This window comes from Rhodococcus sp. IEGM 1318, from assembly GCF_033142465.1.
GTDB lineage: Bacteria > Actinomycetota > Actinomycetes > Mycobacteriales > Mycobacteriaceae > Rhodococcus_F > Rhodococcus_F qingshengii_B.
On sequence record NZ_JAWLSC010000001.1, the window covers coordinates 26032 to 52067 of the forward strand.

General features: G+C 61.8%; 21 protein-coding genes. 9 read left to right on the forward strand and 12 right to left on the reverse strand.

What is annotated here, in order from left to right:
• The first annotated feature begins 1 nt into the window (after position 1).
• Positions 2 to 1021, forward strand: a complete 1020-nt coding sequence (locus R4P65_RS00140) for a DUF2804 domain-containing protein (protein WP_317825036.1) — start codon at positions 2 to 4, stop codon at positions 1019 to 1021.
• 88 nt (positions 1022 to 1109) lie between these two features.
• Here R4P65_RS00140 and R4P65_RS00145 read toward each other — a convergent pair whose 3' ends face one another.
• From R4P65_RS00145 to R4P65_RS00180, 8 genes are all read right to left on the reverse strand, one after another.
• On the reverse strand, positions 1110 to 2348 hold the full coding sequence (locus R4P65_RS00145) for an HNH endonuclease signature motif containing protein (RefSeq protein ID WP_317825038.1): 1239 nt from the start codon (positions 2346 to 2348) through the stop codon (positions 1110 to 1112).
• A 65-nt stretch (positions 2349 to 2413) separates the two neighbouring features.
• The gene (locus R4P65_RS00150) at positions 2414 to 4036 is read right to left on the reverse strand and encodes an amidohydrolase (RefSeq protein ID WP_317825040.1); all 1623 of its coding nucleotides are present in this window, start codon (positions 4034 to 4036) and stop codon (positions 2414 to 2416) included.
• A gap of 9 nt (positions 4037 to 4045) precedes the next feature.
• Positions 4046 to 6223 (reverse strand): AAA family ATPase, encoded by a 2178-nt coding sequence (locus R4P65_RS00155; protein WP_317825042.1) that lies wholly within the window; start codon positions 6221 to 6223, stop codon positions 4046 to 4048.
• A gap of 21 nt (positions 6224 to 6244) precedes the next feature.
• Positions 6245 to 7075 (reverse strand): CDP-diacylglycerol--serine O-phosphatidyltransferase, encoded by an 831-nt coding sequence (gene pssA, locus R4P65_RS00160; RefSeq protein ID WP_317825531.1) that lies wholly within the window; start codon positions 7073 to 7075, stop codon positions 6245 to 6247.
• A gap of 59 nt (positions 7076 to 7134) precedes the next feature.
• Positions 7135 to 7848, reverse strand: a complete 714-nt coding sequence (locus tag R4P65_RS00165) for a phosphatidylserine decarboxylase (RefSeq protein WP_003941540.1) — start codon at positions 7846 to 7848, stop codon at positions 7135 to 7137.
• 110 nt (positions 7849 to 7958) lie between these two features.
• Positions 7959 to 8963, reverse strand: coding sequence for a MerR family transcriptional regulator (locus tag R4P65_RS00170; RefSeq protein ID WP_317825044.1), 1005 nt, complete (start codon positions 8961 to 8963; stop codon positions 7959 to 7961).
• Positions 8953 to 9405 (reverse strand): hypothetical protein, encoded by a 453-nt coding sequence (locus tag R4P65_RS00175; protein ID WP_317825045.1) that lies wholly within the window; start codon positions 9403 to 9405, stop codon positions 8953 to 8955. The genes R4P65_RS00170 and R4P65_RS00175 overlap by 11 nt, the downstream gene beginning before the upstream one ends.
• 34 nt (positions 9406 to 9439) lie before the next feature.
• Positions 9440 to 9910 (reverse strand): SRPBCC family protein, encoded by a 471-nt coding sequence (locus R4P65_RS00180; protein ID WP_230816847.1) that lies wholly within the window; start codon positions 9908 to 9910, stop codon positions 9440 to 9442.
• Positions 9911 to 10099: 189 nt separating this feature from the next.
• Here R4P65_RS00180 and R4P65_RS00185 point away from each other — a divergent pair, with 189 nt between their 5' ends.
• Positions 10100 to 11491: an amino acid permease gene (locus R4P65_RS00185; protein WP_317825048.1), complete on the forward strand. Its 1392-nt coding sequence runs from the start codon at positions 10100 to 10102 to the stop codon at positions 11489 to 11491.
• On the opposite strand, the gene R4P65_RS00190 is transcribed toward R4P65_RS00185, so the two are convergent.
• Positions 11463 to 12716 (reverse strand): NAD(P)/FAD-dependent oxidoreductase, encoded by a 1254-nt coding sequence (locus R4P65_RS00190; RefSeq protein WP_317825050.1) that lies wholly within the window; start codon positions 12714 to 12716, stop codon positions 11463 to 11465. The two genes, R4P65_RS00185 and R4P65_RS00190, sit on opposite strands and share 29 nt — an antisense overlap.
• Positions 12717 to 13502: 786 nt before the next feature.
• Between R4P65_RS00190 and R4P65_RS00195 the strand changes: the two genes are divergently transcribed.
• Positions 13503 to 14210, forward strand: a complete 708-nt coding sequence (locus R4P65_RS00195) for a hypothetical protein (RefSeq protein WP_147307994.1) — start codon at positions 13503 to 13505, stop codon at positions 14208 to 14210.
• A gap of 211 nt (positions 14211 to 14421) precedes the next feature.
• Here the strand turns inward: R4P65_RS00195 and R4P65_RS00200 are convergent, their stop codons facing one another.
• Positions 14422 to 15882 carry a wax ester/triacylglycerol synthase domain-containing protein gene (locus R4P65_RS00200; RefSeq protein WP_317825053.1) on the reverse strand — a complete coding sequence of 487 codons (1461 nt, stop codon included), beginning with the start codon at positions 15880 to 15882 and terminating at the stop codon, positions 14422 to 14424.
• Between the two features lie 1428 nt (positions 15883 to 17310).
• Positions 17311 to 18459, reverse strand: coding sequence for a PucR family transcriptional regulator (locus tag R4P65_RS00205; RefSeq protein ID WP_007733721.1), 1149 nt, complete (start codon positions 18457 to 18459; stop codon positions 17311 to 17313).
• Between the two features lie 82 nt (positions 18460 to 18541).
• On the opposite strand from R4P65_RS00205, the gene R4P65_RS00210 reads away from it, so the two are divergent.
• From R4P65_RS00210 to R4P65_RS00225, 4 genes are all read left to right on the forward strand, one after another.
• Complete coding sequence (locus R4P65_RS00210; protein WP_317825056.1) at positions 18542 to 19327, forward strand: HAD-IIA family hydrolase; 786 nt, start codon at positions 18542 to 18544, stop codon at positions 19325 to 19327.
• A gap of 81 nt (positions 19328 to 19408) precedes the next feature.
• A complete protein-coding gene (locus R4P65_RS00215) occupies positions 19409 to 19966 on the forward strand; it encodes a DUF6764 family protein (RefSeq protein WP_317825058.1) in 558 nt (185 codons plus the stop codon).
• Positions 19967 to 20239: 273 nt separating this feature from the next.
• A complete protein-coding gene (groL, locus tag R4P65_RS00220) occupies positions 20240 to 21865 on the forward strand; it encodes a chaperonin GroEL (RefSeq protein ID WP_003941476.1) in 1626 nt (541 codons plus the stop codon).
• Positions 21866 to 22147: 282 nt separating this feature from the next.
• Positions 22148 to 23593 carry a wax ester/triacylglycerol synthase domain-containing protein gene (locus R4P65_RS00225; protein WP_283310018.1) on the forward strand — a complete coding sequence of 482 codons (1446 nt, stop codon included), beginning with the start codon at positions 22148 to 22150 and terminating at the stop codon, positions 23591 to 23593.
• Between the two features lie 290 nt (positions 23594 to 23883).
• Here the strand turns inward: R4P65_RS00225 and R4P65_RS00230 are convergent, their stop codons facing one another.
• Positions 23884 to 24087, reverse strand: a complete 204-nt coding sequence (locus tag R4P65_RS00230; RefSeq protein WP_003941534.1) for a PspC domain-containing protein — start codon at positions 24085 to 24087, stop codon at positions 23884 to 23886.
• A gap of 145 nt (positions 24088 to 24232) precedes the next feature.
• Here R4P65_RS00230 and ppk2 point away from each other — a divergent pair, with 145 nt between their 5' ends.
• Together ppk2 and R4P65_RS00240 are read left to right on the forward strand one after the other, a co-directional pair.
• On the forward strand, positions 24233 to 25147 hold the full coding sequence (gene ppk2 / locus R4P65_RS00235; protein WP_007733731.1) for a polyphosphate kinase 2: 915 nt from the start codon (positions 24233 to 24235) through the stop codon (positions 25145 to 25147).
• 51 nt (positions 25148 to 25198) lie between these two features.
• Positions 25199 to 26032 carry an alpha/beta fold hydrolase gene (locus R4P65_RS00240; protein WP_054827775.1) on the forward strand — a complete coding sequence of 278 codons (834 nt, stop codon included), beginning with the start codon at positions 25199 to 25201 and terminating at the stop codon, positions 26030 to 26032.
• Positions 26033 to 26036 lie beyond the last annotated feature (4 nt).

Genomic DNA, 26036 nt, shown 5'->3' on the forward strand with positions numbered 1-26036 from the left:
AATGCAGACACTGATGTCGCCCGGCCCGCTTCTCGACGATCGCGGACATCTGGTCGAGACGGGTTGGGCCCCATCGGAGATTCGCAAGTATCGACGCTCTGCGATCACCGCTCCCAAGTTCCGGATCAAGGAATGGGACTACTACTGCGTTCTCACTGCGGATTACGGCATCGCGTTGACCGTCGCCGACAATGGGTACATGGGCTTGCTCGGAGTCTCCTGGCTCGATTTCCGAACACCGCACGAGATCACCGAAAACGTGATGCTGCCGTTTCCGATGGGAAGGCTCGGTCTGCCCGAAAGCGCGGACGACGGTGATGTGGTGGTGTCGAAAGGTAAAGCTCGCTTCGAGTTTCGCCATGTGGACGGTGGGCGCCACCTGATCGTCGACTACCCGGCTTTCGACGGTGGACGAGGTCTACATGCCGATCTGTTTCTGGCGAGTCCTGCCGATGACCGGATGGTGGTCGCCACACCGTTTCCAAAGGCGTCCCGATCGTTTTACTACAACCAGAAGATCAACTGCCTGCCCGCTGCCGGGGCCGTGCGAATCGGGAGCGACGACTTCACATTTCGCTCGGAGGACTCGTTCGGCGTTCTCGATTGGGGCAGGGGAGTCTGGACTTACGACAACACCTGGTACTGGGGTTCTGCGTCCGGACTGGTGAACGGCGAGCGGTTCGGATTCAACATCGGGTACGGCTTCGGGGATACCAGGGCAGCCAGCGAGAACATTGTGTTTGTCGGAGGGCGGGCACACAAACTGGACAGGATCGACTTCGGCATCCCACAGGGAACGTACGACGGCGCTCCGTGGAACTTCTCGAGCAACGATGGTCGCTTCGAGATGACTTTCGAGCCGATCATCGACCGTGCCGCGACTTTCGACGTCGGGGTGCTGCGTTCGATTCAGCATCAGGTGTTCGGAAAGTTCTCCGGCACAGTAATCCTCGACGACGGTACCTCCGTGGTGGTTCGAGATCTCCTCGGATTTGCCGAGGAGGTTCGGAACCGCTGGTAGGCCGTACGTCTCCGCGAAGATGACGGAACGCAGCATGAGCACCGGGGCATGATCGTGCCCCGGTGCTCGCGTCTCGAGTTGTTTCACTTCAGGCTGCTGTGGGCGGGCTGTTCCCGCCGATCGGATGCTGATACGGGTCAACGGACATCGGCGGGTAGAACACCGTCTTTCGATCGGGGCCGATCTCGACCCGCCATTCGGTGTGGTGCAGTGTCCGATGGTGATGACCGCACAACAAGATCAGGTTGTCGAGATCCGTTGGGCCACCGTCACTCCAGTGAACAATATGGTGGGCATCGCACCACCCCGACGGTGTCCCGCACCCCGGAAACGCACAACCGCCATCGCGTACCGCCAACGCTCGCCTTTGCGGAACCGTCGCCGTTCTCGCTTCCTTGCCGCAGTCGAGCGGAACACCATTTTCATCCAACAGAATCCGGGTGACGGTGCAGTCACAGGCCAACATCCGAGCGGTGTCGATGCTGATCGGGCCCACCCAATCCGCCCACGCAAACCCCAGCTCCTCGGTGGACGGCAGCAAGTCCTTCAAGGCCTGCATATCTGTCATGTCTTTTGCGCTGGCTGTGACAGTGATGTGCGGTTTCACCCCGCCCTCGATCGGACCCAGTCCCGCCCGCTCGTACCGGCGCAACAGTTCGCAGAACCCGTCCGCACGTCGTAGTGCCGGAGTGCGGGTGTCTTTGACGCCGTCCTTCTCCGGTGTCGGAGCCGACAGGCTCGACAACAACGTGATCAGACGCGCCCCGTTCACAGCATCTAGGTCGCCCTTCACGGTCACGCGCCCGTACAAGCCTTTCGAGGCGTAGAACTCGTTGCGCTCCGAATCTTCGCCGACCGGGACGCCGTCCTCGCGTTTTCCGTACTGCTTCTCGATCCGGCGGATCGCCGCCCGCACCGCATCACAATCGGCAATGTTCTTCGATGCCAACCCCAACAAGATCCCGCGAGCCTTGTCGACATCTGCCAGGGTCATGTTCTTCGGTGGATGCTGACAAAATGACGCCACCTGCCGGGCCTTCAACGCATCCACATCACCGCGGTGAAACGCATCCGCGACAACAGGTTCGAGCATCAACAACCGCGCCAACCCGACTAGCAAGCTGCACTCACCGATCTCCAAATTCGTCGAACCGTGCAACCACTGCGCGATCGCCCGAAAACCCTTCCCGCCGAGAACCTCACGGGAAAACATCTCCACGATCAGCAACACCATCCGCGACTGCAACTCGTGCCGGGCGCGCACCAGATCGAGAACCTCACTCTTGAGGTCCTCTCCATCCAGCTGCCACGCTTCCCGACTGTCCATTCCCAAAGTTTAATCGAACATACTTTCGAGAACCAGAGACAAAACGGACTACTTTGAGTTCGAGATCAGCCGATCGCGCTCAGGTCTCCGTACACCGTCCGGCCCTCCAGGATGGTGGCGAGCACCGTGATGTCGGCCAGCCTGGTCGGCTCGACGTCGACGGGATTTGCTGACAGCACAACAAGATCCGCGTAGGAGTCGGGGAAGATGGACCCGATGTGATCTTCGCTGAACAGCTGCCAAGCGGCGTTGACCGTGTGGGCGCGAACGGCGGCGTCCACGGGGATTCGCTCCTGGGGCGCGACGACGCGGCCGCTGGGCGAAAGCCTGGTGACGGCGTCCTGCATGTTCCGTAGCGGATTGGCGGGGGTGACGGGTCCGTCGTTGTGGAAGGTGAACCGTTGCCCGGCCACGAGTGCAGATCCTGCTGCGGCCCAAACGGATCCGTATTCGGGGCCGAACAGGTCATCGACCAGAACGTCACCCCAGTAGTGCAGGTGGTCGATGAAGATGCTGACCGTGACGCCCAGTTCCGCTGCGCGGACGAACTGATCCGGACGCATCGCGCCGACATGTTCGAGGCGCAACCGGTGATCGGGCCGGGGGTGCTCCTTCAGAAGTCGTTCCCACGCGTCGAGAACCATGGTGATCGCGTCGTCGCCGTGGGCGTGGCACGCCATCTGCCACCCCTTGGCGAAGTAAGCGGAACTGATGTCGTGGATCTGTTCGCCGGTGTAGTTGGCATGCCCGTGCGTGCAGGCGATCCCGAGCGCGCGGGTTGCCTCGGTATCGAGATACGGGAAACTGGTGGCGATGTTGCCGACCCAGGGCGAACCGTCGGACCAGACCTTGATCCCGATCTGGCGCACCAGGTCGTTTCCGTCGCCCGGCGATGCCTCGGTAGTGCGTGCGTCGTTGGACATTTCGTAGAGCCGCAAGCGCGTGGTGAGCAGTCCGGCGTCGGCTATCGCTGCAAGGGCCGGTCGCATCTTGGGGTCGAACGACAATTCGGCGATGGTGGTGATACCCGCGGCGTTCAGCCGGGCGCATTCGGCCGCCACCAGTGCGGGGAAGTCGTCACCGATGGTGACTGCGTGGCCCGCGACTGCGAACACCGCAGGCATTTCGTACGCGGCTCCGTCGAGTGCGCCCGTCGCGTCGTGGCCGTACGATCCGCCGATCGGATCGGGGGTATCGCGGGTGATGCCGACCTGTACCGCTGCCGCCGTGTTGAAATACGCGACGTGACCCGAGTTGTGCATGATCACGAGCGGGTACTCCGGCGCCACGGAGTCCAACCAGCCGATGGTCGGGTCGGGTAGGCCCTTCTGCAGCAACGGGTCCCAACCGTTCAGAGAAGCACCGGCAGCACCCCGCGAACGAACCGTGTCGACGACGGCAGCAACTACGGCGTCCGCCTCGGCGATCGTGACAGGCCGGATGTCGACGACGTCAGGCCCGAGCACGATCGCTTCTTCCAAAGGGTGACCGTGCGGCTCGATGAACCCCGGCAGAACAGCGGCACCTCCGACGTCGACGACGCGGGTATCCGGCCCCACCAGTTTCTCGACGTCCGTGCGCGCGCCGACAGCTGTGATCCGGCCTCCCGTCACGGCGAGTGCCTGGGCGTGTGGTGATTCCTCGTGCATGGTCACGATGTCGCCGTACAGAACCAGATCAGCAGCCATGGTCAGTCCTTATCGGTTGTCCGCGTACGCCTGTAGGTGTGCCACCTGCTCGGGATCGAGTGAGGGACGTACTTTCTCACGGGCGGTTGCCACGTCCGCGGCCGTCACGTCGGCCGCGTCCATGCTCCGACGCATGGCGGCGAGTGCAGCCTCACGCAGGAGAGCCGAGCAGTCTGCTGCCGAGTATCCCTCGAGATCGACGGCCAGAATGTCCAAATCGACATCTTCGGCGAGCGGTACCGACTTTCCGGAAGCACGCAGAATCGCTTTGCGAGCCTCCGCATCCGGCGGCGGTACGAATACGAGTCGTTCGAGTCTGCCGGGGCGCAGGAGAGCCGGGTCGATCAGATCCGGTCGGTTGGTGGCGCCCAACACCACGACGTCGCGTAGCGGCTCGACGCCGTCGAGTTCGGTCAGCAACGCGGCCACGACGCGATCCGACACCCCGGAGTCGGAGCTTTGACCGCGACGCGGGGCGAGGGCGTCGATTTCGTCGAGGAAGATCAACGAGGGTGCCGAATCGCGTGCGCGCTGGAACAACTCGCGCACGGCTTTCTCGGAGGCGCCGACCCACTTGTCCATCAGCTCCGCACCTTTGACGGCGTGGACGCTGAGGTGACCTGAGCTGGCAAGGGCGCGAACGAGATACGTCTTACCGCAGCCGGGAGGGCCGTAGAGGAGCACACCGCGGGGCGGGTCGACACCGAGACGCGCGAAGGAGTCTGGGTGCTGCAGCGGCCACAGAACTGCTTCGGTGAGCGCCTGTTTGGTTTCGACCATGTCGCCGACGTCGTCGAGGGTGACGCTGCCGATCGAGAGTTCTTCGGTGCTCGAACGGGACAGTGGCCGAATCACTTCGAGGGCACCGACAAGATCTTCCTGCGTGATCTCCGGAGAATCACCGGATTTGGACGCTCGCGTAGCCGCTCGCAAAGCAGCTTCACGGCAGAGCGCCGCGAGGTCGGCGACCACGAATCCGGGTGCGCGCGAGGCGATGGCGTCGAGTTCGAGGGTTCCGGTGGGCACGCGGCGGAGCAGGAGTTCGAGCAATGCCTTGCGTGTTGCGCCGTCCGGCAGGGTAAGTGCGAGTTCCCGGTCGCAGAGATCCTGGCCGCGAAGGCGCGCGTCGACGGTCTCCGGATGGGCGGAGGTCGCGACGAATGCCACGCCCGGGGTGGCGACGGCGCTGCGCAACTGTTCGAGGATGAGCGCGGACACCGGTTCGGCTGTGGCAGGAAGTAGTGCGTCGATGTCACTGATCAGCAGCACACCACCGCCGCGCACGGCAGCAACGGCGTCGACGATTCGCTGCAGGCGGGTATTCGCCTCGGTGGCGCCGACTCCCGGGCCGTCGAGTTCGACCAGTTTGCGCGAGGACAGGACCGAGCGGGCCAATGTGGCTTTGCCCACGCCGGCGGGGCCGGTGACGAGGACGCCGAGGTGGGGTGACGCGCCGAGCGTACGGAGCAGTTCTGGTTCGTCGAGTGCCAGGCCGAGCCACTCGGTCAGCTTGGCTGCCTGCGCCTGCGCGCCGACGAGGTGATCCAGCGGAACCGACGGTGCAGGCTCGATCGCGTCGGCGGCCGGACTGGAAACAAGCGCACTCGGCGTCAGCGCACCCGCCGAGCCGGAACCCCAGTTGACCGCCGAATTCGGCTGGACGCTGACCGGACCACCGGCAGGTTCGACGGCTGTGACGGTGAGCAGTTCGGATGTCCACGCGACGCCGAAGGTGCGGGAAAGCGCTTGGGTGGCTTCGGAAGTGCTCGTACCCGGACCGAGATCGCGGGGTAGGAGCGAGACCGTGTCGCCGACGCTGACGACCTTGCCCAGAAGGGCTTGTCGCAGAACCGTCGAGCTGATCGAATTTGTCGCCATGGAAGATCCGGTGACGGAGACGGATCGCGCTCCGTACACCGTTACCGGACCGACCACGACGGAAGAGTTCTCGGTCAGGCCGACATTCGACATGGTGACGTCGTCGAGAAGGATCGTGCCCGCCGGGGTTCCGGTGGGCGCACGGCCCGCGACGGTCGCGGTGCCGCGGGCTCCCATGAGTGCGATGGCATCCCATTCGCGGATGCCCAACGCCGCCAACGCTTCGGGGTGCAAGCGCACGACCCCGCGGCGTAGGTCGGCGGCAGAGGTGTTGAGTCGAACGGTGAGGGCGAGTTCCGGCGAAGTCACCTCTCGAGAGTACGTCGTGGACTAGCGGGGTCGCCGCAATCCGAGACGAGCGGCCGAGCGGCGGCCACCGACGTTGGGTTGGCGTCGGATCGCGCGGCGTTCGGAAGGCTTGATGTCCCAGGTTTCGGGACGCGCTGCCACCCACCGCTTCGAATGCACGGCAAACGGGATGTGCACCAGGTAGATCGCGATGAGAACGATCAACAGGATGTACGGGTAGGTGATGAGCGCGGCCGCAGCCAACGTCACCAGTACGAGCAAGCCGGCCGCCATGTGCGGCGGCACGGATACCGACTTCATCGCCAGCGTCGGGATGCGGCTGACGATCAGTGCAGCCGAGAAGAGTGTCCACACGATGACGACGATGTGCGAAGACCACCAGCCGTCACCCCACTGAGCCGTCGCGGCCAGGGGAGTGAGGGCGATGAGTGCGCCGGCGGGAGCCGGAACGCCGACGAAGTACTCACGTGCGTACGCGGGGACGTCGTCGTCGTCGAGCAGGGTGTTGAAACGTGCGAGTCGCAACACGATGCTGACCGCGTAGATCAACGCGATGATCCAGCCGATGCTGGTGCCGTCCAGCAAGGCCACGTACAGGACCAGGGCCGGGGCGACGCCGAAGGAGATGGAGTCGGCCAGTGAGTCGAGTTCGGCGCCGATCTTGCTGGTGGCGTCGAGCAGTCGCGCGATGCGGCCGTCGAGTGAATCGAGGACGGCTGCGGCGCCGATCATCGCGAGCGAAGTACCGGGTTGTCCGTCGAGAGCGAACTTGACGGCGGACAGCCCGGCACACAGCGCCAGGATGGTGATGACGGACGGCAGCAACCGCACCGCCTGGGTGCGTTTGGGCATCTTCGCGCCGGGTTGGGCTGCTCCCGGCTTCTTCACGGCTGACTTCATCTTCGGCGTCTTCACGGCAGTTGCGCGATAACTGTTTCAGCACCGATCGTGCGTTGTCCCGGCTCGACCAGGAGTGTGGTTCCGGCGGGGAAGTACGTGTCGACGCGCGAGCCGAAACGGATCAGTCCGTACGTGTCGCCGATCGGCAGGACGTCACCGACACCGGCGTAACAGACGATGCGGCGTGCGAGCAGTCCCGCGATCTGGACAACCGCAACGTCGTGACCATCGGCGGTTTCGATGAGCATGCTGTTGCGCTCGTTGACCTCGCTGGCGTCGGCGAGATCTGCGGAGAGGAACTTGCCTGCCTGGTGAACGACCTCTTTGACCGTTCCACCGACAGGGCTGCGCTGGACATGCACGTCGAGAACCGAGAGGAAGATGCTGACGCGCGGGCGCGGCTCGCTTCCGAGATTGAGCTCGGCGGGCGGAACGGCGTTGTCGACCAGCGCCACCTCGCCGTCGGCGGGTGCGACGACGACGCCGATGCGGTTGGGCGGCACCCGGTGCGGGTGACGGAAGAACGTGGCGCATGCGGCGGCGGTGGTCAGACCGGCTCGGCGCACCCACTTACGGTTGCGGCCCAGAGCTGCAACTCCCAGCGGGGCCAGCACGAACGGCAGGCCGGCGGGATGAAGTGGCGGAATCGCATGGCGAACCAGATCGACGATATGTCCGATCCCGGTGGGTTGCGGGGTTCCGGGGGGTGTGGGTCGGCGTGCCACAGGCTCCTCTAACTACTCGGTAGGTCTTCTGCTGGTCGCACTGACAGTACGGGGTGGTAGAGCATCCATAGATTACGTGAATGCCTTCTCTCCTACGGGCTACTGCCACATCATGCACGTCCCTGCAGTGGCATCAAGTACGAGTAGTACCCGACACAGTCGCCCGTGCGTATCGCCAGCGGCAGCGTCGCGCCGCTTACTCGGATCACCAGTTGCCGCCCCGGTTGGGCCGCTGCGGCGTCGCGCAGTCGCTGCCGGTCGACCAGTACTCGGAACCTCTCACGGGGATCCATTGCACCCGGATCCACCCGGGCACCGCCGTCTTCGTCGATGCTGACGACGGCGCCGTGTCCGGTGCCGTTGAGCAGGGCGGCAAGGTGGTCGCCGCTCAGTTCGACCGCGTCGTGGTGCTCGCGCAGGATTCGGTGATCGGGGAACTCGCCGTCCTCGATCAGCGGGCTGGACACCTCTCCTCCCGGATACGACGCACTCACCGTGCGCGCGGAGAAAGTCAACGTCACGACGCCGGCGACGTCGCGTAACAATCGCGCGAAGGCCACGGGAACGACGGCGGACACTGTCAGAGCGGAGTGAACTTTCACCTCGGCGACCGCGAGCCGGAACTGATCAGTGGTGACAAACGCAGCGACGCCGTCGTGAATGTCGAGGTGGACGCCGCGAAGTATCGGGAAGTCCGATTCCTCGTTCACGGCGAACAGCACGGCGTCGAGTGCGCGTCGTAGATCCCAGGAGTCGATGTCTACGCTGCCGGAGGCAGGTAGCGAGTCGATCAGCCGGTGAATTCGCCCCAGTTCGGCGCGGGCGTCGGCGAGACCGTCCTCGAGGTTGCGCAGATGGGCGTCCAGGCACGAATGGGGTTCCGGCCCGGTCAGGACGGCCATCATGTCGCGGATCGGAACACCGACGCGTCGCATACCGGCGATCACACGTGCGTTGCGGAGCTGGTCGTCGGTGTACCAGCGGTAACCGGTGTGCGGATCGACGGAATGCGGCACGAGCACGCCTTCCTTGTCATAGAACCGCAGCGCGCTGATCGGGAGCGCCGACGCCCGGGACATCTCGCCGATCGTCAGGAGGGCGGAACTAGTGGTCACGGATCAATTCTGCCCGCAGTCGCTCGATGGCGCCCCTGATCATCCGGCCGTAACCGTCGTCGGCGAGTGTGCCGACCGACGCCTCGGCCTTCGTCAGATGCTCGACGGCCTCGGCGTTGCGTCCGAGTTTGCGGTAGTCGGCAGCCAGGTTGAGGTGCAGCGATGGATAGAAACCGGCGACCTGCAGCGATGCGTGGTGTTCCTGGGCTCGCGCGTCGGTCAACGAATCGGCAGCGTCGAGGGCGCGCAGGTCCCAGCAGAGCTCCTGAGCGGGATCGTCTTGAACGTCGGCCATGTAGTGCGCGAGGGAGACGACGTGGAGCGCGTCTGGGGCGACGCTGATCTCTTCCCACACCTTCTCGAACGCAGAGCGAGCCCCGGCTCGATCGCCGGAGCTCGCCAATTCTTGTGCCTGCGCTATCTGTGTCATCACGGGATCCATGGAACGGATCCTGATGCCTCGACCAGGTCGAGGGTCAAGCAGAGGTGCGTGCGGCCGCCTCGGCCTCGCTCTTCACACGCTTCAAGGTGGCGTTCATGCCTTCGACGAGCTCGACCTCGAAGTCGGCGTTTCCGCCCAGGACGGTCTTGACGAGGAACTGCGAGACCTTCGACGTTCCGGTGGGAGCCTCACGACGCTCGGTCACTTTGGTGCCGGTAGCGGTCGGCTCGAGTTCATAGGACCAGATCGTGCGGTTCTCCGCGATACGGAACGCCACCGACTTGTTGGGTTCGAAGCGGACGACCTTCGACGACGTCGGCCAGACCAGCAGGCCCTTGCGGTTGATGTTGATGGTCTTGGCACCCTCACGTACGGTCCCGCCGATCACCTTCATCACCTTGCACTGTGGGCTCCATTCGCCCATGCGTTGCAGGTCGGCGACGATTGCCCACACATCCTGCGGTGATGCGTCGATGTCGATGCTTGCTTCGAGGGTGTTGGACACAGTCTCTCCAGTCGAGTTGATGCTACGTAAAGTTACAAACACTTTTGTCGATCGTAAGCGATCCGTCAATGGACCATGTGTGTCAGGTCACTGTACGGCCGTCCAACAGGGTCGTGCGGGAACACGCGCGGTGGTAGCGGACAATGGTTCGCGCACGTATGACGATCCATCCGACTGGAGTACCGAGAAGTGAACAGCGACGCCGCGACGCAGGATGGTCTCAAACGAGGGCTGACGGCACGCCACATCCGCTTCATCGCCCTCGGATCAGCAATCGGAACCGGACTGTTCTACGGCAGCGCCGAGGCCATCAAACGGGCCGGTCCGTCGGTGCTCCTGGCCTATCTGATCGGCGGAATCGCGGTCTATCTGGTGCTGCGAGCGCTCGGCGAGATGGCGGTCCGCAACCCGGTCTCCGGTTCGTTCAGCGAGTACGCGAGCAAGCACCTCGGACCACTCGCCGGTTTCATGACCGGGTGGACGTACACGTTCGAGATGGTGATCGTGTGCCTCGCCGACGTCACCGCCTTCGGCCTTTACATGCAGTTCTGGTTCCCGGACGTACCGAGATGGATCTGGGTTCTGGCTGTCGTCTTCTTCATCGGCGCGATAAACCTGTTGAGCGTCAAGGTTTTCGGTGAACTGGAATTCTGGTTCACGCTCGTGAAGATCACCGCCATCGTCGCGATGATCGCCGGGGGCATCGCGATCATCGTGTTCGGATTCGGCGTTCACGACACCGATGCCGGAATCAGCCACGTCTGGTCGGACGGTGGGTTCTTCGCGACGGGCTTCGGCGGATTCGTCGCGTGCTTTGCGATCGTCATGTTCGCGTTCGGTGGCACCGAGATCATCGGTATCACCGCGGGCGAAGCCGAGGATCCGGCGCAGACCATCAGGAAAGCCGTCAACACTGTCCCGGTGCGCATCATTCTCTTCTACATCTGCACCCTGGCTGTCATCATGGCGATCATTCCGTGGCAGACCATCAACTCCGACAACAGCCCGTTCGTCCAGATCTTCGAGAATCTCGGATTGGGAACGGCCGCTTCGATCCTCAACATCGTTGTCATCACCGCGGCCCTGTCGGCCATCAACAGCGACGTCTTCGGTGCCGGTCGCATGATGTTCGGGATGTCGCACGCCGGCCAGGCTCCACAGGTGATGAAGAGAGTCTCCGCCAACGGTGTTCCGTGGATGACCGTTGTCATCATGACCGTTGCCCTGTTGGTGGGAGTCCTGCTCAACTACCTGATCCCGGACCAGGTATTCCTCGTCATCGCCTCGCTGGCCACCTTCGCCACGATTTTCGTCTGGATCATGATCCTGCTCTCGCAGTTCCGTTCCCGCGCTCAGATGAGTGCAGACGAAACAGCGGCACTGAAGTTTCCAGTGCCGCTGTGGCCGTACGGTCAGATCTTCGCGATCGTGTTCCTGGCTTTTGTCATCGTGTTGCTCGGCGTCATCGTCGATACCCGAGTTGCCTTGCTCGTCGGTGCCGGATGGCTGGTTCTGCTGACGGGCGCGTACTACAAGTGGGTGAAACCGGCTGTCAGCGCAGCGGATCGAAGTGGCGCATGACGGTTGGCGTCTGAGCGCCGGTCATCGAGTCGGCCACCATCTTTCCGGTCAACGGACCCAGGGCGATTCCCCACATTCCGTGACCACCGGCGACGTGCACGCGCGACGAGCGCGTGGCGCCGATCAACGGCAAACCGTCGGTAGTGCACGGCCGTGAGCCCACCCACTCCTCTTCCCGTGCAGTCCAGTCGATGCCGCTGAGCATCGGCTTGGCCGCATCGATGATCGCCTGCACCCGGCGCGGATCCAGCGGCGCGTCAGGGCTGCGGAATTCCATCATTCCTGCGACTCGGAAGCGATCGTGCAACGGCGTGCATGCGACGCGCTGGGTGGGGAAATACACAGGGTTCTTGGGGAGGTGCTCAGGCTTGACACTGAAGCTGTATCCGCGTCCGGCCTGCACCAGTTTGCGCACACCGAACGGTGCGGCGAGCTTGTTCAAGCGGGCACCACTCGAGATGACTACGGAGTCACCGTCGCGTGAATCACCGTGTGCACTGCGAACACTGACTCCGCCGACCCGATCGTCGATCTGCGTGACGTCGAAACCGCTGACGATTTCTCCACCACGTTCACGAACCGCGTCCGCCAACGAGTTCACGAACAACGGGGGATCGATGAAACGCTGATTACGCAGACGCAAACCGGCTTTCACACCCTGGCCGAGTGAAGGCTCGAGCGAATGAATCGCGTCGTAGTCGAGGAGGTCGAAGTCGACCTCGCCGCCGGCAGCTTCGACGTGATGGAACTCGTCCACCAAGGTCTGTCGGTCCTTCTCGGACGCAAACGCGGCGAGGAAAGGATCGGCCAGGCGGGTCAGCTCTTTGACGCCACCGTCGGCGAGTTCGTCGTACGCGCCCAAGGCTGTTCGGTTGACCTCGGTGTAGACCGACATCGCTTCCTGCCACTTCGACGGAGTGCAGTGGCGCGCGAACCCGACCAGGAACCGAATCAGTTTCAGGTCGGTGGTCAGTGGCACGTACACCGGTGACGACGGGCTGAGCATCGCGCGCAAGCCGTATTGGAGCACCGCGGGTTCGGGTAGCGGAAGCGTCAATGCGGGCGCAAGCCAACCGGCGTTGCCCCAGCTCGCGTCGGCTGCGACGCCGTCGCGATCGACGACGGTGACCTCGACTCCACGTTCCTGCAAGAACCAGGCCGTCGACAATCCGACAACACCCGCACCGACCACGACCACACGATCGGGGCTTTGACGAGTTCCCATGACGCACTCCTTCTACAGACTCTGCTCGAACCGAGACGCCGGTCACATCCGGCTCTTCTCCCAAGCATGAATCGCGGGGGCGGCAAAAGGACTGGCCGTTCGGCCACAGCTTCGGGGAATGCGTTGTGCGAGTGCACAGCCCTCGCTTGGGAAGCGAATCACAGTGAGTCGGTTCGTAAATGCGCTGGAACTTTTGAATTAATACTAAAGTATTAACCATCTCTGGAATGAGCTGCGTTGTTAATACTTTAGTATTAATGTTTCGCTGAATGTTAGTTCCTTGGTATTAGTCGCGTGCAAATCCTGGATGTAAGTGGGGGCGCCATTTCAAGTTTTCGAGAGATTTCTTTCAAAAACTGTTACAAGTTCTAGTAATTGAGGTATGGTGACGGTCATCACATAAGCGGCAAATCGTGAATGGCCTTCAATCGTCGATCAGCTGTTCCAACTTACCGCTCGGTGTGAGCATCCAGTGGAATTAGTGCTACCAAACCAGCTGATTGGAGGTGGTTTCTCACGGTCGGACGTCATCTTTTTCGGAATCGAGACATGATTCCCGGGTGATGTCGTATCGCTAATCTCCGTTGTCAAGATTTCGGTCGTGCATCGGTAGTGAACAAATCCTATCGTGCTGCGCACGGCCTCAAAGACTTCCCCTTCGCCGCGAAACTTCCGGTGATGCGGAGGCTGTCAATGCAGTAGTTCAACTTTACTCGAACTGCGTTTTGGCAGGAAGTGCTATCAACGCTATAAACCGATCCCGAAAGGGAATGAGGAGTAGAAGATATGCATGTTTCAACGGCAAAACGTACGGTGGCCGCTCTAGCAGTAGTAACTGCTTCGGCGGGCATGGTATTCGCAGCAGTTGCACCGGCGTCGGCAACTGCAGGTACGACGGTGACGAGCTATAACCAGGCGTGCCGCGCTGTAAGTGTTGGGCAGACCGTGGATCAGGTAGTTCCAACCTCGGTCACGGCTAACCACGTCACTGTGAATGCCACGCCCGGGGTAAATTCATACACCCTTCAGCCCGGTTCAGCGACGACGCCCAGCAGTTCTGGCGTCTCGGGTGTCACATTCCTCGGCATTGATGACGTCAGGCTTGTCTACCGCTATGACCCAGCGACGTTCGTCGCAGGATCGGCCGCACTGGTGGCCGGTTCCGGTTCGGGCTACACAGGCACGGTCACTCTCACCGATACCGGATCGCAACTGATCGTGGACGGTGCGGATGTCGGCGTAGGCGTGACATACCAGCTTCCGAAGATTAGTTTCCAAACTCGGAACAGTGCGTTGGACGTGAAGTTCGACACTCAGGGCACCGCGGCCCAGATGTATAACTTCTCGGCGAATTACTTCCGTTTCACATCGAAGGCGTCAGTGCCTATCTTCGGGACAGTCAGTGCGCCGACCTCATGCATTCCCGCCAATGCGGTGGGTGCGACCGGTAGTTACCCGGCACTGAATTCGGGTGCGGGCGTTCTGCATCCATAGTCAATCCGGACCCGGTGATTAGCAGCGCTGCCTGACACCCCACTCAGGCAGCGCTGTTTTGCGTAGTCTTGTGCGTGAGTGCCAGAAGTGTGTGCCGGGAGGCGCATCCAGACCATGTGGATGCGAGTTACGTGCAGAATTACCCGCTCGACAAGAATCCCGACCTACCGCAGTGGTAGGCCGGGCTCGTAATGTCTTGGTGAATAAGGGATCAGGATGCGATGACGGTCGAGTTGCTCTCGAGCTCACGCGTCTTTGCGGCTTCCTTCAGTTCCTCGAAACTCGCGCGAAGCAACTCCAGGTAGTGGCCTAGATCTGGCATCGTTGCGGCGTCTGCAATCACGTTCAGCGCTAGGTTGCCGCCACTCGCAGCTACCATGAAGTGCCGCAGCCCGTCACCGTCGACCGGTGCTTGATTAGCGAGTACGGCAGTGCCAGTTGCCCCGTTCAGGGTCAGTCCGTTGACCGAGAGCGGAATGTTACTCACCATCGTGTGCTGATACCGCGGCCCATCCGGGCTGTAGTCGTCATGGTGACGTGAATATGCCATCAACCGCGCTATCGGAGCGGGTAGGGTCTCCAACACTGTGCTCATCCGCCGGACCGCTGTGTGGGACGTACGGGCCTTCTCCGAGCGTGCAGACTCTGCGATGAGAGCGAGTCTCTTCAGCGGATCCGTGATCGTGGTGTGCATGTTCACGGACAGATTCACCAATTGGTTTGCGGACTCCCACTCCTCTTGCTTGCGCATGGACCGCGGAACCATCGCGAACAGAGAACCTCGAGGCGCTTCGCTCTTCTCGGTAAGGTATCGCGCCATCGCGCAACCGACCACAGCCAGAAGGACGTCGTTGACAGTCGCTCCGGGGACTGCGTTCTTCACATGCCGAACCTCGTTGCCTGCGAGGATGATCGGCTCCACCAATGCCGACCCGCTTACCTTGCAGTTGAAGCGGGTGCTAGTACTTTCGTAGATGCACTCGTCCCATTCTCCAGCACTCTTCGCCTCGACTACCGCACGGGCAGCAGCCCGATTGCCCGGAATGCTCTTGGCGAACTGGATAAGTTGGCCGGGGAAACTCAGCACTGATCGCGTGAAGAGACGTCCCCGTAGGAACCGTATTGCAGGTGCTGATTTCCTCGGCCGTTGCGCATCCGAAAATATGGCTTCACCCAGCATTCGGATGGCGATTCCGTCGGCCGCGCTGTGATGAGACTTGAGCACAACCGCCGTCAGCCTGCCGGGTAGAGCGTCAAGCCCCTCGATCCCCGTGAAAAAGTGCAGTTCCCACGGTGGGCGGCTGAGATCCATTCTCGAGGTCAGCAGGGCGCTGAGCATTTCTTGAAATGGTGCCCAACCCGGCTCGGAAATCGCGGCGACCCGCACGTGGTCGCCCACATCCAGGTTGGGGTCTGGAACCCAGTACGGATGGCCGAGTCCCAGTGGCGTGTGCTGGATGCGGTGGGTGAACATGCGATTGTGTCCGAGCCTGGCGGTGACCCAATCGACGGCTTGCGCCTGCGTGAATTCTGCGGCTGGGTGCTGAGATGTTTCGAAGAAGTACACGCCGACCAGATGCTTCAGGTGGCCGGCGGACTCGTTGTAGACGAAGTCCGCGTCTCGCGGATTCACCTGTGTGACAGCCGCATCCAGCAGGCTGGGCAGTCTCATGTCGAACTCCTCACGTGGCGGGTGCCGGATCAAAGTGTCCGTGCCCCGGAACTCTCGTGGCCCGGAACTCTCGTGCCTGGAAAACTCTCGTACTTGGAACGCGAAATGACCCCCGAGGCGAATTGGAGCCTCGGGGATCATCGAAGTTCAGAGTAGAGAAGTTGCACCAGAGAATTTACTTCTGCAGAATGGTACTTCCCAGGCCGGTCAACTCTATGGTCCCAGTAGCCCAGGCGATCAAACTGGTGATATATCTTTGCAGCATTGTAAATCACCTTTCCTTAGAGCGGCGTCGGCGTGTACGCGGACAGGGTGTTGAGATACTTCGCGAACGTACCTACTAGGTCGATTGAGCCAAATCCCACCAGATCCGACAGATAGCTCATTGAAAGATCGAACATTATTGTCTCCTCTCCCGACTACGGGGCGACGGTCGAGCCGAGGGCGGTCTGAATGCTTCCACCAATACCTGCGGAACCGCTAGCCATTAGGTTGATGGCTGCGGAGATAGACTTGAAGATGCCGTCGACTATTGCCTGCACATAAACGAACGGGGGAAGCAATGATTGCGAATCAATGCTCGTGACTGCGTCGATGATACTTGCTGTATCCACTATGCTAACGCTCCTTGCGGTAGATTTTTATCACGGTAGGAAATTCTGTTGAAGTCAGCCGAGTGGGGGTTGCCAGTCGAAGTCGACTGACGCCATGGAGCCTCTGTATACGAGCAATGAAATGATCTGCAAAATTATCGGTTCCTTGAGGTAAGGCACCATCGATCCTAGATCCATCGTTTACTCCTGTCGTTGGGTGATGTTCTGAAATGGATCAGGGTTGCGATGAGCCGGTCTCGATTAATCCGGCTAGCGAGCCGGTGGCGCCCTCGACGCCGGGCACTAGGGATCCGCTCCATACATTGTCCAGTAATCCGGTGAACAACGCAGCCGTTGCTTGAAGGAACATTGCGATCATATGAAGTTCCATCCTTTCGATAGATCTGGAAGACTTTTTGTACATCGGCGCATGCTTGTTGCATTCCACAAAGAGCAGGTTCGACTAGTGCACGGACCCTTGCGATCGTTCTGCTAAGAGATCCGTGTGGCGTTCGGGGTCTTATGTGGCGTGACGAGAATGAGGTTAGCTCGAGCAAGTCCACTTTGACTAGGAATTTGTAGAACCAAACTGAAACGTGTTTCATTTATGCTGGTCAGGCAACCAAAATGGCCTATTTGGGCCGTGAGAGGAAGATCTTGCGGAACGCTAACCAGATTGCAAGATTGATGATTGCCGAATTGCTGGGTTTTGGGAATCGTGGCCGGTAATTATGACTTTTGGTGGACTGGTCGTTAATACTTTTGGGTGATATTTTGTCGAATACCTCCCAAAGTGGAGCGGCACGGGAGATGCTCCGATACCTTCTTCGCCGGCTCAGGAACTTCGTAGTTTGAACTGAAGCATCAGGATCAGTCGAGTGTCCGCGTCGCTCAGGTCAACCCCGCACATCTCCTTGCAGCGGCGTAATCGATTGCGGAGAGTGTTGGGGTGAACATGCAATGCTGCGGAGGAACTCGCGACATCACCGCCCTTGTCGAGGAAGGTGTGGGCCGTTGCGACGAGTTCGCTTCCATGTCGACGGTCGTACCCTTCCAGGGCGTGCATAGGTGTGGCGGTGCTCAGTCCGTCGAATATGTCGGCAACATGTAAGGCCAGTACCGACGCCAAGGTGTCGTTCATACCCGCGACAATCCCGCCGGACCGGTTGTGTCGCAGCGCGCCCAGAACATGGTCGGCGTCGGCGCGTGACAAATGGCATTCGCTGGCTGATTTCACGGTGCGGCCCACCGCAACGGCAAGTTGTGCTCGTGTGCGGGCGCGGCTGAGGAAGTCCTCCAACAGTCGGCGGGCGTTCGCTTCGTCAGCGCCGACAACAAGGTACGTCGAGTCGATCAACTGTGCGATCACGGCGTCGACGGCCAGAGTGTCCAGGTACAAGCTCAAGGAGGCGACCAATCCCGCCGGCAGTGGTCCCGTGACGGTTCCGACCGCGACCACCGTGAGCGGACCTGCCAACCGCAAGTCGTCGGCGGCGCGGAATGCGGGTTCGCCACCGCCGATCAGTGCTTGGACGCGCTGGGATTGGCGACGACGTGTGCTGTCGACCCGGTCACGCTCCGAGGCGATTCTCTCGGCCACGACAGATACCGCGGAACGAAGTATCGATTCCTGTGTGGGCGTCGGTGTTCCGGCCAGTGCGACCCAGATCGAGCCGACGGGGTGATCGTTCTCGCGAACTGCGATAACCAGTCGCGGCGTGATCGCGGGGTCTTCGAGGTCGACGTAGATGGGATCGCTCTCTCGGTGAAGCCGATCGAATACTCCTGCATCGGAGAGTAATTGGCGGAATCGGCTGGGTACCTGCCGACCGAGGATCGTGCCGATGCGAGCTTCGTCTACGGCCTGCTCGCCGCCGGAGTACGCGAGAACCGTCGAGTTCTCGTCCTCGATCGTGACGGGAGCGCCGAGCAATTCGGCCAGAGAACCGGCAACGGAGAAGAGGTCGTCGTCGCGCAGGTCCATGGGTGGGAGCCTACTGAGCGATGGACGGATTTCGGGTTTCGACGCCTCGGCAGGACCTCGATGGCGAATATAGGCTGGTGCAATGGCCGACATCGAAGGTGTTCTGTTCGATATCGACGGAGTCCTGCTCACGTCCTGGCAGCCGATCGAGGGAGCAGGGGAAGCAGTACGCGAAGTTCGGCGGCGCGGATTGGCCTGTGGGTTTCTGACCAACACCACCTCGCGCAGTTCGACACTCATCGCGCAGGGGTTGTGCGACGCCGGTATCGAGGTGGAGGCGAGCCAGATAGTTACTGCCGCCAGGCTCACGGGGGAGTACGTGCGGGCGACGTACCCGGACGCGAGGGCGTGGGTACTCAATCACGGTGACGTGTCCGCCGATCTCGAGGGAATCGAATTCGACGACGCCGATCCCGAGGTCGTGATTCTCGGCGGCGCCGGCCCGGAGTTCACCCACGAGGCGCTGAGCCGAGTGCTCGAACTACTGCTCGCCGGTGTGCCCGTCGTCGCGATGCACCGAGGGATGATGTGGGAGACCGTAGACGGCCTTCGGATCGACACCGGGACGTACTTGCCGGGCTTCGAGGAAGTGGCAGGTGTAAATATCGCCGCAGTCGGTAAACCGTCTCTCACGGGGTTCCTGACAGCCACGGAACTGATGCATGTCGAACCTGAGGCGACGGTGATGGTCGGCGACGATTTGATCGGGGACGTCCTCTCCTCACAGCGGGTCGGCCTGACCGGAGTTCTGGTGCGCACAGGCAAGTTTCGGCAAACAGTGCTCGACCTCTCTGTTCAGAAGCCCGACCACGTCATCGATTCGGTCGCGAATCTTCCGGCCCTTCTCGGGGTCGTCCTCGAGGCTTGACCAGCCGGGGGTGACGGACTTCACTCGAGCGGGTACTCTCGCGCCCGAATCCAATGAACCTGTTCCACGAAGGAGTTTTCTATGCCCTTGACCTCGTCAGTCTGGTTCCGTCGCTCATCCTCTCGAGTCAGCGGAATTTCCAGTAGTCGGTTGGGGGGCCGCCTGGCGAGAACAGGGGCTGTGATGACTGTAGGTATGGGGCTCGCCGCCGGGCTGGCACTGACCGGTGCGGGAGCTGCTTCGGCAGCCCCCGTCACGTGTGTCTCGCCGCCGTCGGCCAATGACATCCAGGTCTCAGAGACCGCGAGCTGCGGCGCGCAGTCCGTCGGAGCCGGCCGTTCGCAGGCCGGTGCTGCCGAGAGCGGTACGGCAGTGAGCGTTGCCGCCGACAACGGCTACTCCAATTCATATGCAAACGGATTCGGAACCGCGCTGGGGGCTTCTCGCGGTAACGGTCAGGCGCAGGCATTCGCGCTCGGCGGCGGTATCGCGCGGGCCGGGGCGGCTGACGGAAATGTCACCTTCGCCATCGCCGGTTACGGGGCGGGCGCTACGGCCGATGCCAACGGCGTCGACTGCGTCGGAGTGCTCTCGTTTGCGGTCAATTTGAGTAACGGACAGTTCTGCATCGCGGGCTGAGGCTCAACCTTGCACTCGGCACGCTCGAGTGCTAAAAATGCAGTTGGCACTCGCGAACCGTGAGTGCCAGGTCGAGGCAGTGAGACCGGGAACCATAGACACCCCCGGTCGTCCGTCGCGGGCACTGACTAGACCACAGGCGTAGATGGGTGACCAGGCAAATCGGTCGCCCGTGTAATGAGGTGACCGGTCAAACGGTCGCCTTGTGCCGATGAGGTGACCCGACGAGCGGTCACCTTGTGTGTCACCCCCTATCCGGAGGATCACTTCGCAATGGCAAAGATCATCGCGTTCGACGAAGAGGCACGTCGTGGCCTCGAGCGAGGCCTCAACGCCCTCGCCGACGCTGTCAAGGTGACGTTGGGCCCCAAGGGTCGCAACGTCGTTCTCGAAAAGAAGTGGGGCGCCCCCACGATCACCAACGATGGTGTTTCCATCGCCAAGGAGATCGAACTCGACGACCCGTACGAGAAGATCGGCGCCGAGCTCGTCAAGGAGGTCGCCAAGAAGACTGACGACGTCGCTGGCGACGGCACCACCACCGCTACCGTTCTCGCACAGGCACTGGTCCGTGAAGGTCTGCGCAACGTCGCAGCCGGCGCGAACCCGCTCGGCCTCAAGCGCGGCATCGAGAAGGCTGTCGAGGCTGTCACAGCTCGCCTGCTCGAGACCGCCAAGGAGATCGACACCAAGGAGCAGATCGCTGCTACCGCCGGTATTTCCGCCGGTGACCCGTCCATCGGTGAGCTCATCGCCGAGGCTATGGACAAGGTCGGCAAGGAAGGCGTCATCACGGTCGAGGAGTCCAACACCTTCGGCCTGCAGCTCGAGCTCACCGAGGGCATGCGCTTCGACAAGGGCTACATCTCGGCGTACTTCGCCACCGATGCAGAGCGTCAGGAAGCCGTCCTCGAAGACGCGTACATCCTGCTCGTCAGCTCCAAGATCTCCACGGTCAAGGACCTGCTGCCCCTGCTGGAGAAGGTCATCCAGTCCGGCAAGCCGCTCCTGATCATCGCCGAGGACGTCGAGGGCGAAGCTCTCTCCACCCTCGTGGTCAACAAGATCCGTGGCACCTTCAAGTCTGTTGCCGTCAAGGCTCCCGGCTTCGGTGACCGTCGTAAGGCTCAGCTCGCCGACATCGCCATCCTCACCGGTGGCGAGGTCATCAGCGAAGAGGTCGGACTCTCCTTGGAGACCGCAGGCCTCGAGCTCCTCGGCCAGGCACGCAAGGTCGTCATCACCAAGGACGAGACCACCATCGTCGAGGGTGCCGGCGACGCCGACGCAATCGCCGGTCGTGTCAGCCAGATCCGCGCCGAGATCGAGAACAGCGACTCGGATTACGACCGTGAGAAGCTGCAGGAACGTCTGGCCAAGCTGGCCGGCGGCGTTGCAGTCATCAAGGCCGGCGCTGCTACCGAGGTCGAGCTCAAGGAGCGCAAGCACCGCATCGAAGATGCAGTGCGTAACGCAAAGGCAGCCGTCGAAGAGGGCATCGTCGCCGGTGGTGGCGTTGCACTTCTCCAGGCAGCTCCCGCACTGGACGACCTCAAGCTCGAAGGTGACGAGGCAACCGGCGCGAACATCGTTCGCGTTGCACTGTCCGCTCCGCTCAAGCAGATCGCATTCAACGCAGGCCTCGAGCCCGGCGTTGTTGCGGACAAGGTCTCCAACCTGCCCGCAGGTCACGGCCTCAACGCTGCGACCAACGAGTACGGCGACCTGCTCGCTGCAGGCATCAACGACCCGGTCAAGGTCACCCGCTCGGCACTGCAGAACGCAGCGTCCATCGCGGCTCTGTTCCTGACGACCGAAGCCGTTGTCGCTGACAAGCCCGAGAAGGCCGGAGCGCCTGCAGGCGATCCGACCGGCGGCATGGGCGGCATGGACTTCTGAGTCCATCTCCACCTAGCTCCTAGAGCCCGGCCCACCATTCGGTGGGCCGGGCTTTTGCTCGTGCGGGGGAGGCAAGTTTCGATGACTTGGCAGCGGCAGCCGCGATGCAGATTGCGGATTCACCTAACCAAGAGGTTGCCTCCTGATCGATCGGAATCACAGGCACCTTTTCCGATTGCTGGATCCGGTGATACCCAACGATTCCGAGCAGAACCCAGAGGATCGGCATGTCAGCTCGCTACAATTCGGACATTCGTTCAGCGTCGGAATTGAGGGGCATGCATGATCTTTCGGAACTCGTTGCCAGCCGCGGTATCTCAGATGGGGCCGCGAGACGCGGAGTTCGTCTACAACGAGTCCGGCGGACATCTGAGCCACATGGTCTGCGCCTACTTCTTCGACACGACGGGCCATCCGCTCGCAGAGATGACGCACGACGACGCGGTTCGGTGGATCACCGAAAGATTCGGATACTGGCCACTGTTCACGAGTCGACTCCAGCGAGTTCCGCTGGATCTGGACTATCCCTATTGGGTCCCGGCCGATTTCGACGTCGATGATCACGTGCACGTCCATCGTGCCCCGGTTGCCGGTTGGGCGCCGGTTCGTGAATTGCTCGGGTGCTCGCTCGGTGAGCCGATGGACTTGTCCCGGCCGCCCTGGGAGTTGCACGTCATGACCGGAGTGCACGGGATCGACGAGCTACCGGGCAATCTGACGCTGATCATGCTCAAGACCCACCACGGGGCCGGTGACGGTCTGGCGATCCGCGATCTGACCAACCTTCTGTTCTCCGGTCCGCCGAAGCCGGAGACGAAGCGTGTCGGTTCGGGGCTTTCGTCGCTGGATTTGATCGGGCGCACGGTCGTGGGTTTGCCCGGCCAGGCGATCCGTTTCGGCCGGGGTCTGTCCGTGACAAAGGTTGCGGCCGAGACGGTTCGGGAGGCGGAAGAGGCCGGAGAGCTGCCTACGTACTCGGCCGACCGCCTGCCGACCCGATTCAACGGCATGCTGGGCGGAGACATCACGATCGATTTCCTGACGCTGGACGGCGCAGACATCAAAGCGATCCGAGCGGCCGTTCCGGACGTGACGGTCAACGACATCTTCCTGACCGTCGTCGCCGGCGCTCTCGACGCATACCTGTCGGAGAAGGGCGAGAAATCAGGCAGTGGGTTGGCGGCGATGGTTCCCCGATCGATGCGGCAGATCGCCGAATGGGAATCGGCCAACCAACTGGCGCTGTTGACGGTCGATCTGCACACGGACGTCGAAGATCCGGTCGAGCGGCTGACACGAATCAGGGATTCGGCGCTGATGGCAAAGGGGCGGAGTTTGCACCCAGCCGTCCGTCGATACGGCACACGCATCGAAACGTCGCCCGCGGCTCTGCTCAGACTCACCGGTCTCTCGCGTCGGATCAACAAGCTTGACCCTTCGCACAAGGTCATTCAGAACACGACGATCAGCAATGTCCCGGTATCGGTCGACGGCAATGTCTTCGAAGGTGCGCCGGCGGTGGCAGTTCTCGGTGGGCAGGCGCCGGTCGACGGAGACATTCTGCGCCACTTCCTCATTGCTGCGCGTGGAGGTTCTCTGACGCTCAATGTCATCGTCTCGCGAGAGACGATGCCGGATATCGAGCACTACATCGAATTATTGCGGGTGGGGTTCACGACGCTTCTGCAGGCAGTTTCCGACCAAAATCGTGAGTTGGTCGAACGATAATCTCTCGACACCCCCGGCTTTACGCCGCCTGTCATTCCCTGAGTTTTCGGATTGGCGTCATTTCCTCGTCCCAAGTGAACCACTGAACGTCTAATGGAGAACGTCATGCTTGAAGGGGCCGTCGCGGACGCTGCCGGCTCGGTCGATGCGATCATCGGTCAGGATTGGGCCGCGTCAGTGGCCTGGCCGTCAAGTAGATTGTCGATTTCGGGGCCTGCTCGTGTTGGCGCGTAGGCCCCGAAATACCTTTTGTCGGCGCGTAATTCTCGCCATGTGAATTGCCGGAATTCTCACCCTAATGGCATGAGCATCCAGGCGGCGAGATATACCAATGCCGCGGTTCCACCCGTGCAAATAGCGGCGATAACGGCGAGTAGACGGACAAGATTGACGTCGGCGCCGAAGTAATCTGCAATCCCGCCGCACACTCCGGCGAACATTTTCTTGTCGTTGGAACGGGTGAAGGGGCGAGGTGTGTTGCTTTCGAATGTCATGCTTCAATTCTGAAGCGAGATCGCATCAGGAACCATCGGGGACGACCCCCATCTGCACCCTGATCTTTTGAGCCCGTCGTGTCATACCCCGGTAGTTCATCCCAGCTTCACCGAACGGTTGCTGCGGGAGACTAACTTGTCGGCGGTGACCGATTTAGCAGAACGCCGACCGTTCCTCAGCGCCTTCGCGGATCTCTCGACCGCCGTCGATCTGGCCGACACCGCCGCCTTCACCGTCGACGACAATGACGACGACGATCCGGTGCTGCTGACGTCGCCGGACGGTTTCGAGGTCGACACCTGGCGGGAGGGCTACCCGTACGACGCACGGATGCCTCGGGACGAGTACGAAATGTCCAAGCGTCTGCTGCAGATCGAACTCCTCAAGCTGCAGAACTGGTCGAAAGAAACCGGCGCACGGCACGCCATCGTGTTCGAAGGACGCGACGCTGCCGGCAAGGGCGGAACGATCAAACGATTCATGGAGCACCTCAATCCTCGTGGCGCTCGCGTCGTCGCGCTGGAGAAGCCGTCGGCTCGCGAGTCGACGCAGTGGTACTTCCAGCGCTACGTGCAGCACCTTCCCGCCGCCGGGGAACTGGTGATGTTCGATCGATCTTGGTACAACCGGGCCGGGGTCGAGCGGGTCATGGGTTTCTGCACCGACGAGGAGCATGAGCGATTTCTGCGCCAGGTGCCGTTGTTCGAGCAGATGCTCGTCGACGACGGCATCAGCTTGATCAAGTTCTGGTTCTCGGTTTCACCGCTGGAGCAGCGCACGCGGTTCGCGATCAGACAGGTCGATCCCGTGCGGCAGTGGAAGCTTTCGCCGATGGACATCGCTTCTCTGGACAAGTGGGATGCGTACACGGCGGCGAAGGAAGAGATGATCCGGTTCACCGATACCGCCACCGCTCCGTGGACCGTCATCAAGAGCAACGACAAGAAACGCGCGCGGATAAACGCGATGCGTCACGTGCTCAGTCAGTTCGATTACGACAACAAGGATTACGAGATCGTGGGTACTCCGGATCCGCTGATCGTGGGCAGCCTCGAATAGTCGGCGCGTGTGCTCTGCCCATCCGCGGCGTGGGTGGTTACTGTGAGTTGAATGGAGACCGTACCGATCCAACTCCCCGACGGCACCGTGACCCCGATCCGTCTGTTTCCTGGACCGAACGACGACGCACCCGTGGTGGTGATGTTGCCCGGGCTCGGAGTTCCCGCCGGGTTCTACGATCCGGTGGCGCAGGCCCTGGTCGAAGCCGGCTTCAACGCGGCCATCGGTGAACTGCGCGGCCAAGGTGACAGCAAACCGCGCCCGAGCGCGTCGAGTGCTTTCGGATATCAGGAACTGGTCTCGATCGATTGTCCGGCGACGTTCGAGGTAGTGCGCGAGCGGTTCCCGGCCAGCACACCATTTCTGATGGGGCACAGCATGGGCGGCCAGATCGGGGTGATGTACGCGTCGAGGATTCGGGGCCGGCTCGGCGGACTGATCCTGGTTGCCTCCGGATCGCCGTATCACCGCGGATTCCCCGGAATCCGTGCGCCCGGACTCTATCTGGGTTCGTCCGCGATGTCGGTGACAGCCAACATTGCCGGCTTCTGGCCGGGAGACCGGGTCAACGTCGGCGGCTTCGGTCGACAGTCGAAAGTACTGATCACCGATTGGGCACGGTTCGCCAGGACCGGTCGCATGGAACCCATCGGTGCGGATATCGACTACGAGGAGCGGATCGCTCGCCTGACCTTGCCGGTTCTGTCGATCACGATCGAAGGGGACGATCTCGCTCCACGCCGGTCGGCAAAGAACCTGGTGGACAAGCTCTCCGGGGCCCAAGTGACGATGACGCACATCGACGAACCACTCGGTCACAACGGTTGGATACGCAATCCCACCGCCGTGAGCGAGCGCGTCGTCGCGTGGTTGCGCGACCGCTGAAAGA

Bases quoted from the DNA above. Each gene is read 5' to 3' on its own strand.
- R4P65_RS00190 (WP_317825050.1), bottom strand. From the start codon at position 12,716: ATGGGAACTCGTCAAAGCCCCGATCGTGTGGTCGTGGTCGGTGCGGGT.
- R4P65_RS00200 (WP_317825053.1), bottom strand. From the start codon at position 15,882: ATGAGACTGCCCAGCCTGCTGGATGCGGCTGTCACACAGGTGAATCCG.
- groL (WP_003941476.1), top strand. From the start codon at position 20,240: ATGGCAAAGATCATCGCGTTCGACGAAGAGGCACGTCGTGGCCTCGAG.
- R4P65_RS00230 (WP_003941534.1), bottom strand. From the start codon at position 24,087: ATGACATTCGAAAGCAACACACCTCGCCCCTTCACCCGTTCCAACGAC.
- pssA (WP_317825531.1), bottom strand. From the start codon at position 7,075: ATGCCCAAACGCACCCAGGCGGTGCGGTTGCTGCCGTCCGTCATCACC.
- R4P65_RS00215 (WP_317825058.1), top strand. From the start codon at position 19,409: ATGCCCTTGACCTCGTCAGTCTGGTTCCGTCGCTCATCCTCTCGAGTC.
- R4P65_RS00150 (WP_317825040.1), bottom strand. From the start codon at position 4,036: ATGGCTGCTGATCTGGTTCTGTACGGCGACATCGTGACCATGCACGAG.
- R4P65_RS00240 (WP_054827775.1), top strand. From the start codon at position 25,199: ATGGAGACCGTACCGATCCAACTCCCCGACGGCACCGTGACCCCGATC.
- R4P65_RS00140 (WP_317825036.1), top strand. From the start codon at position 2: ATGCAGACACTGATGTCGCCCGGCCCGCTTCTCGACGATCGCGGACAT.
- R4P65_RS00205 (WP_007733721.1), bottom strand. From the start codon at position 18,459: ATGGACCTGCGCGACGACGACCTCTTCTCCGTTGCCGGTTCTCTGGCC.
- R4P65_RS00175 (WP_317825045.1), bottom strand. From the start codon at position 9,405: ATGGATCCCGTGATGACACAGATAGCGCAGGCACAAGAATTGGCGAGC.
- R4P65_RS00195 (WP_147307994.1), top strand. From the start codon at position 13,503: ATGCATGTTTCAACGGCAAAACGTACGGTGGCCGCTCTAGCAGTAGTA.
- R4P65_RS00210 (WP_317825056.1), top strand. From the start codon at position 18,542: ATGGCCGACATCGAAGGTGTTCTGTTCGATATCGACGGAGTCCTGCTC.
- R4P65_RS00225 (WP_283310018.1), top strand. From the start codon at position 22,148: ATGATCTTTCGGAACTCGTTGCCAGCCGCGGTATCTCAGATGGGGCCG.
- R4P65_RS00145 (WP_317825038.1), bottom strand. From the start codon at position 2,348: ATGGACAGTCGGGAAGCGTGGCAGCTGGATGGAGAGGACCTCAAGAGT.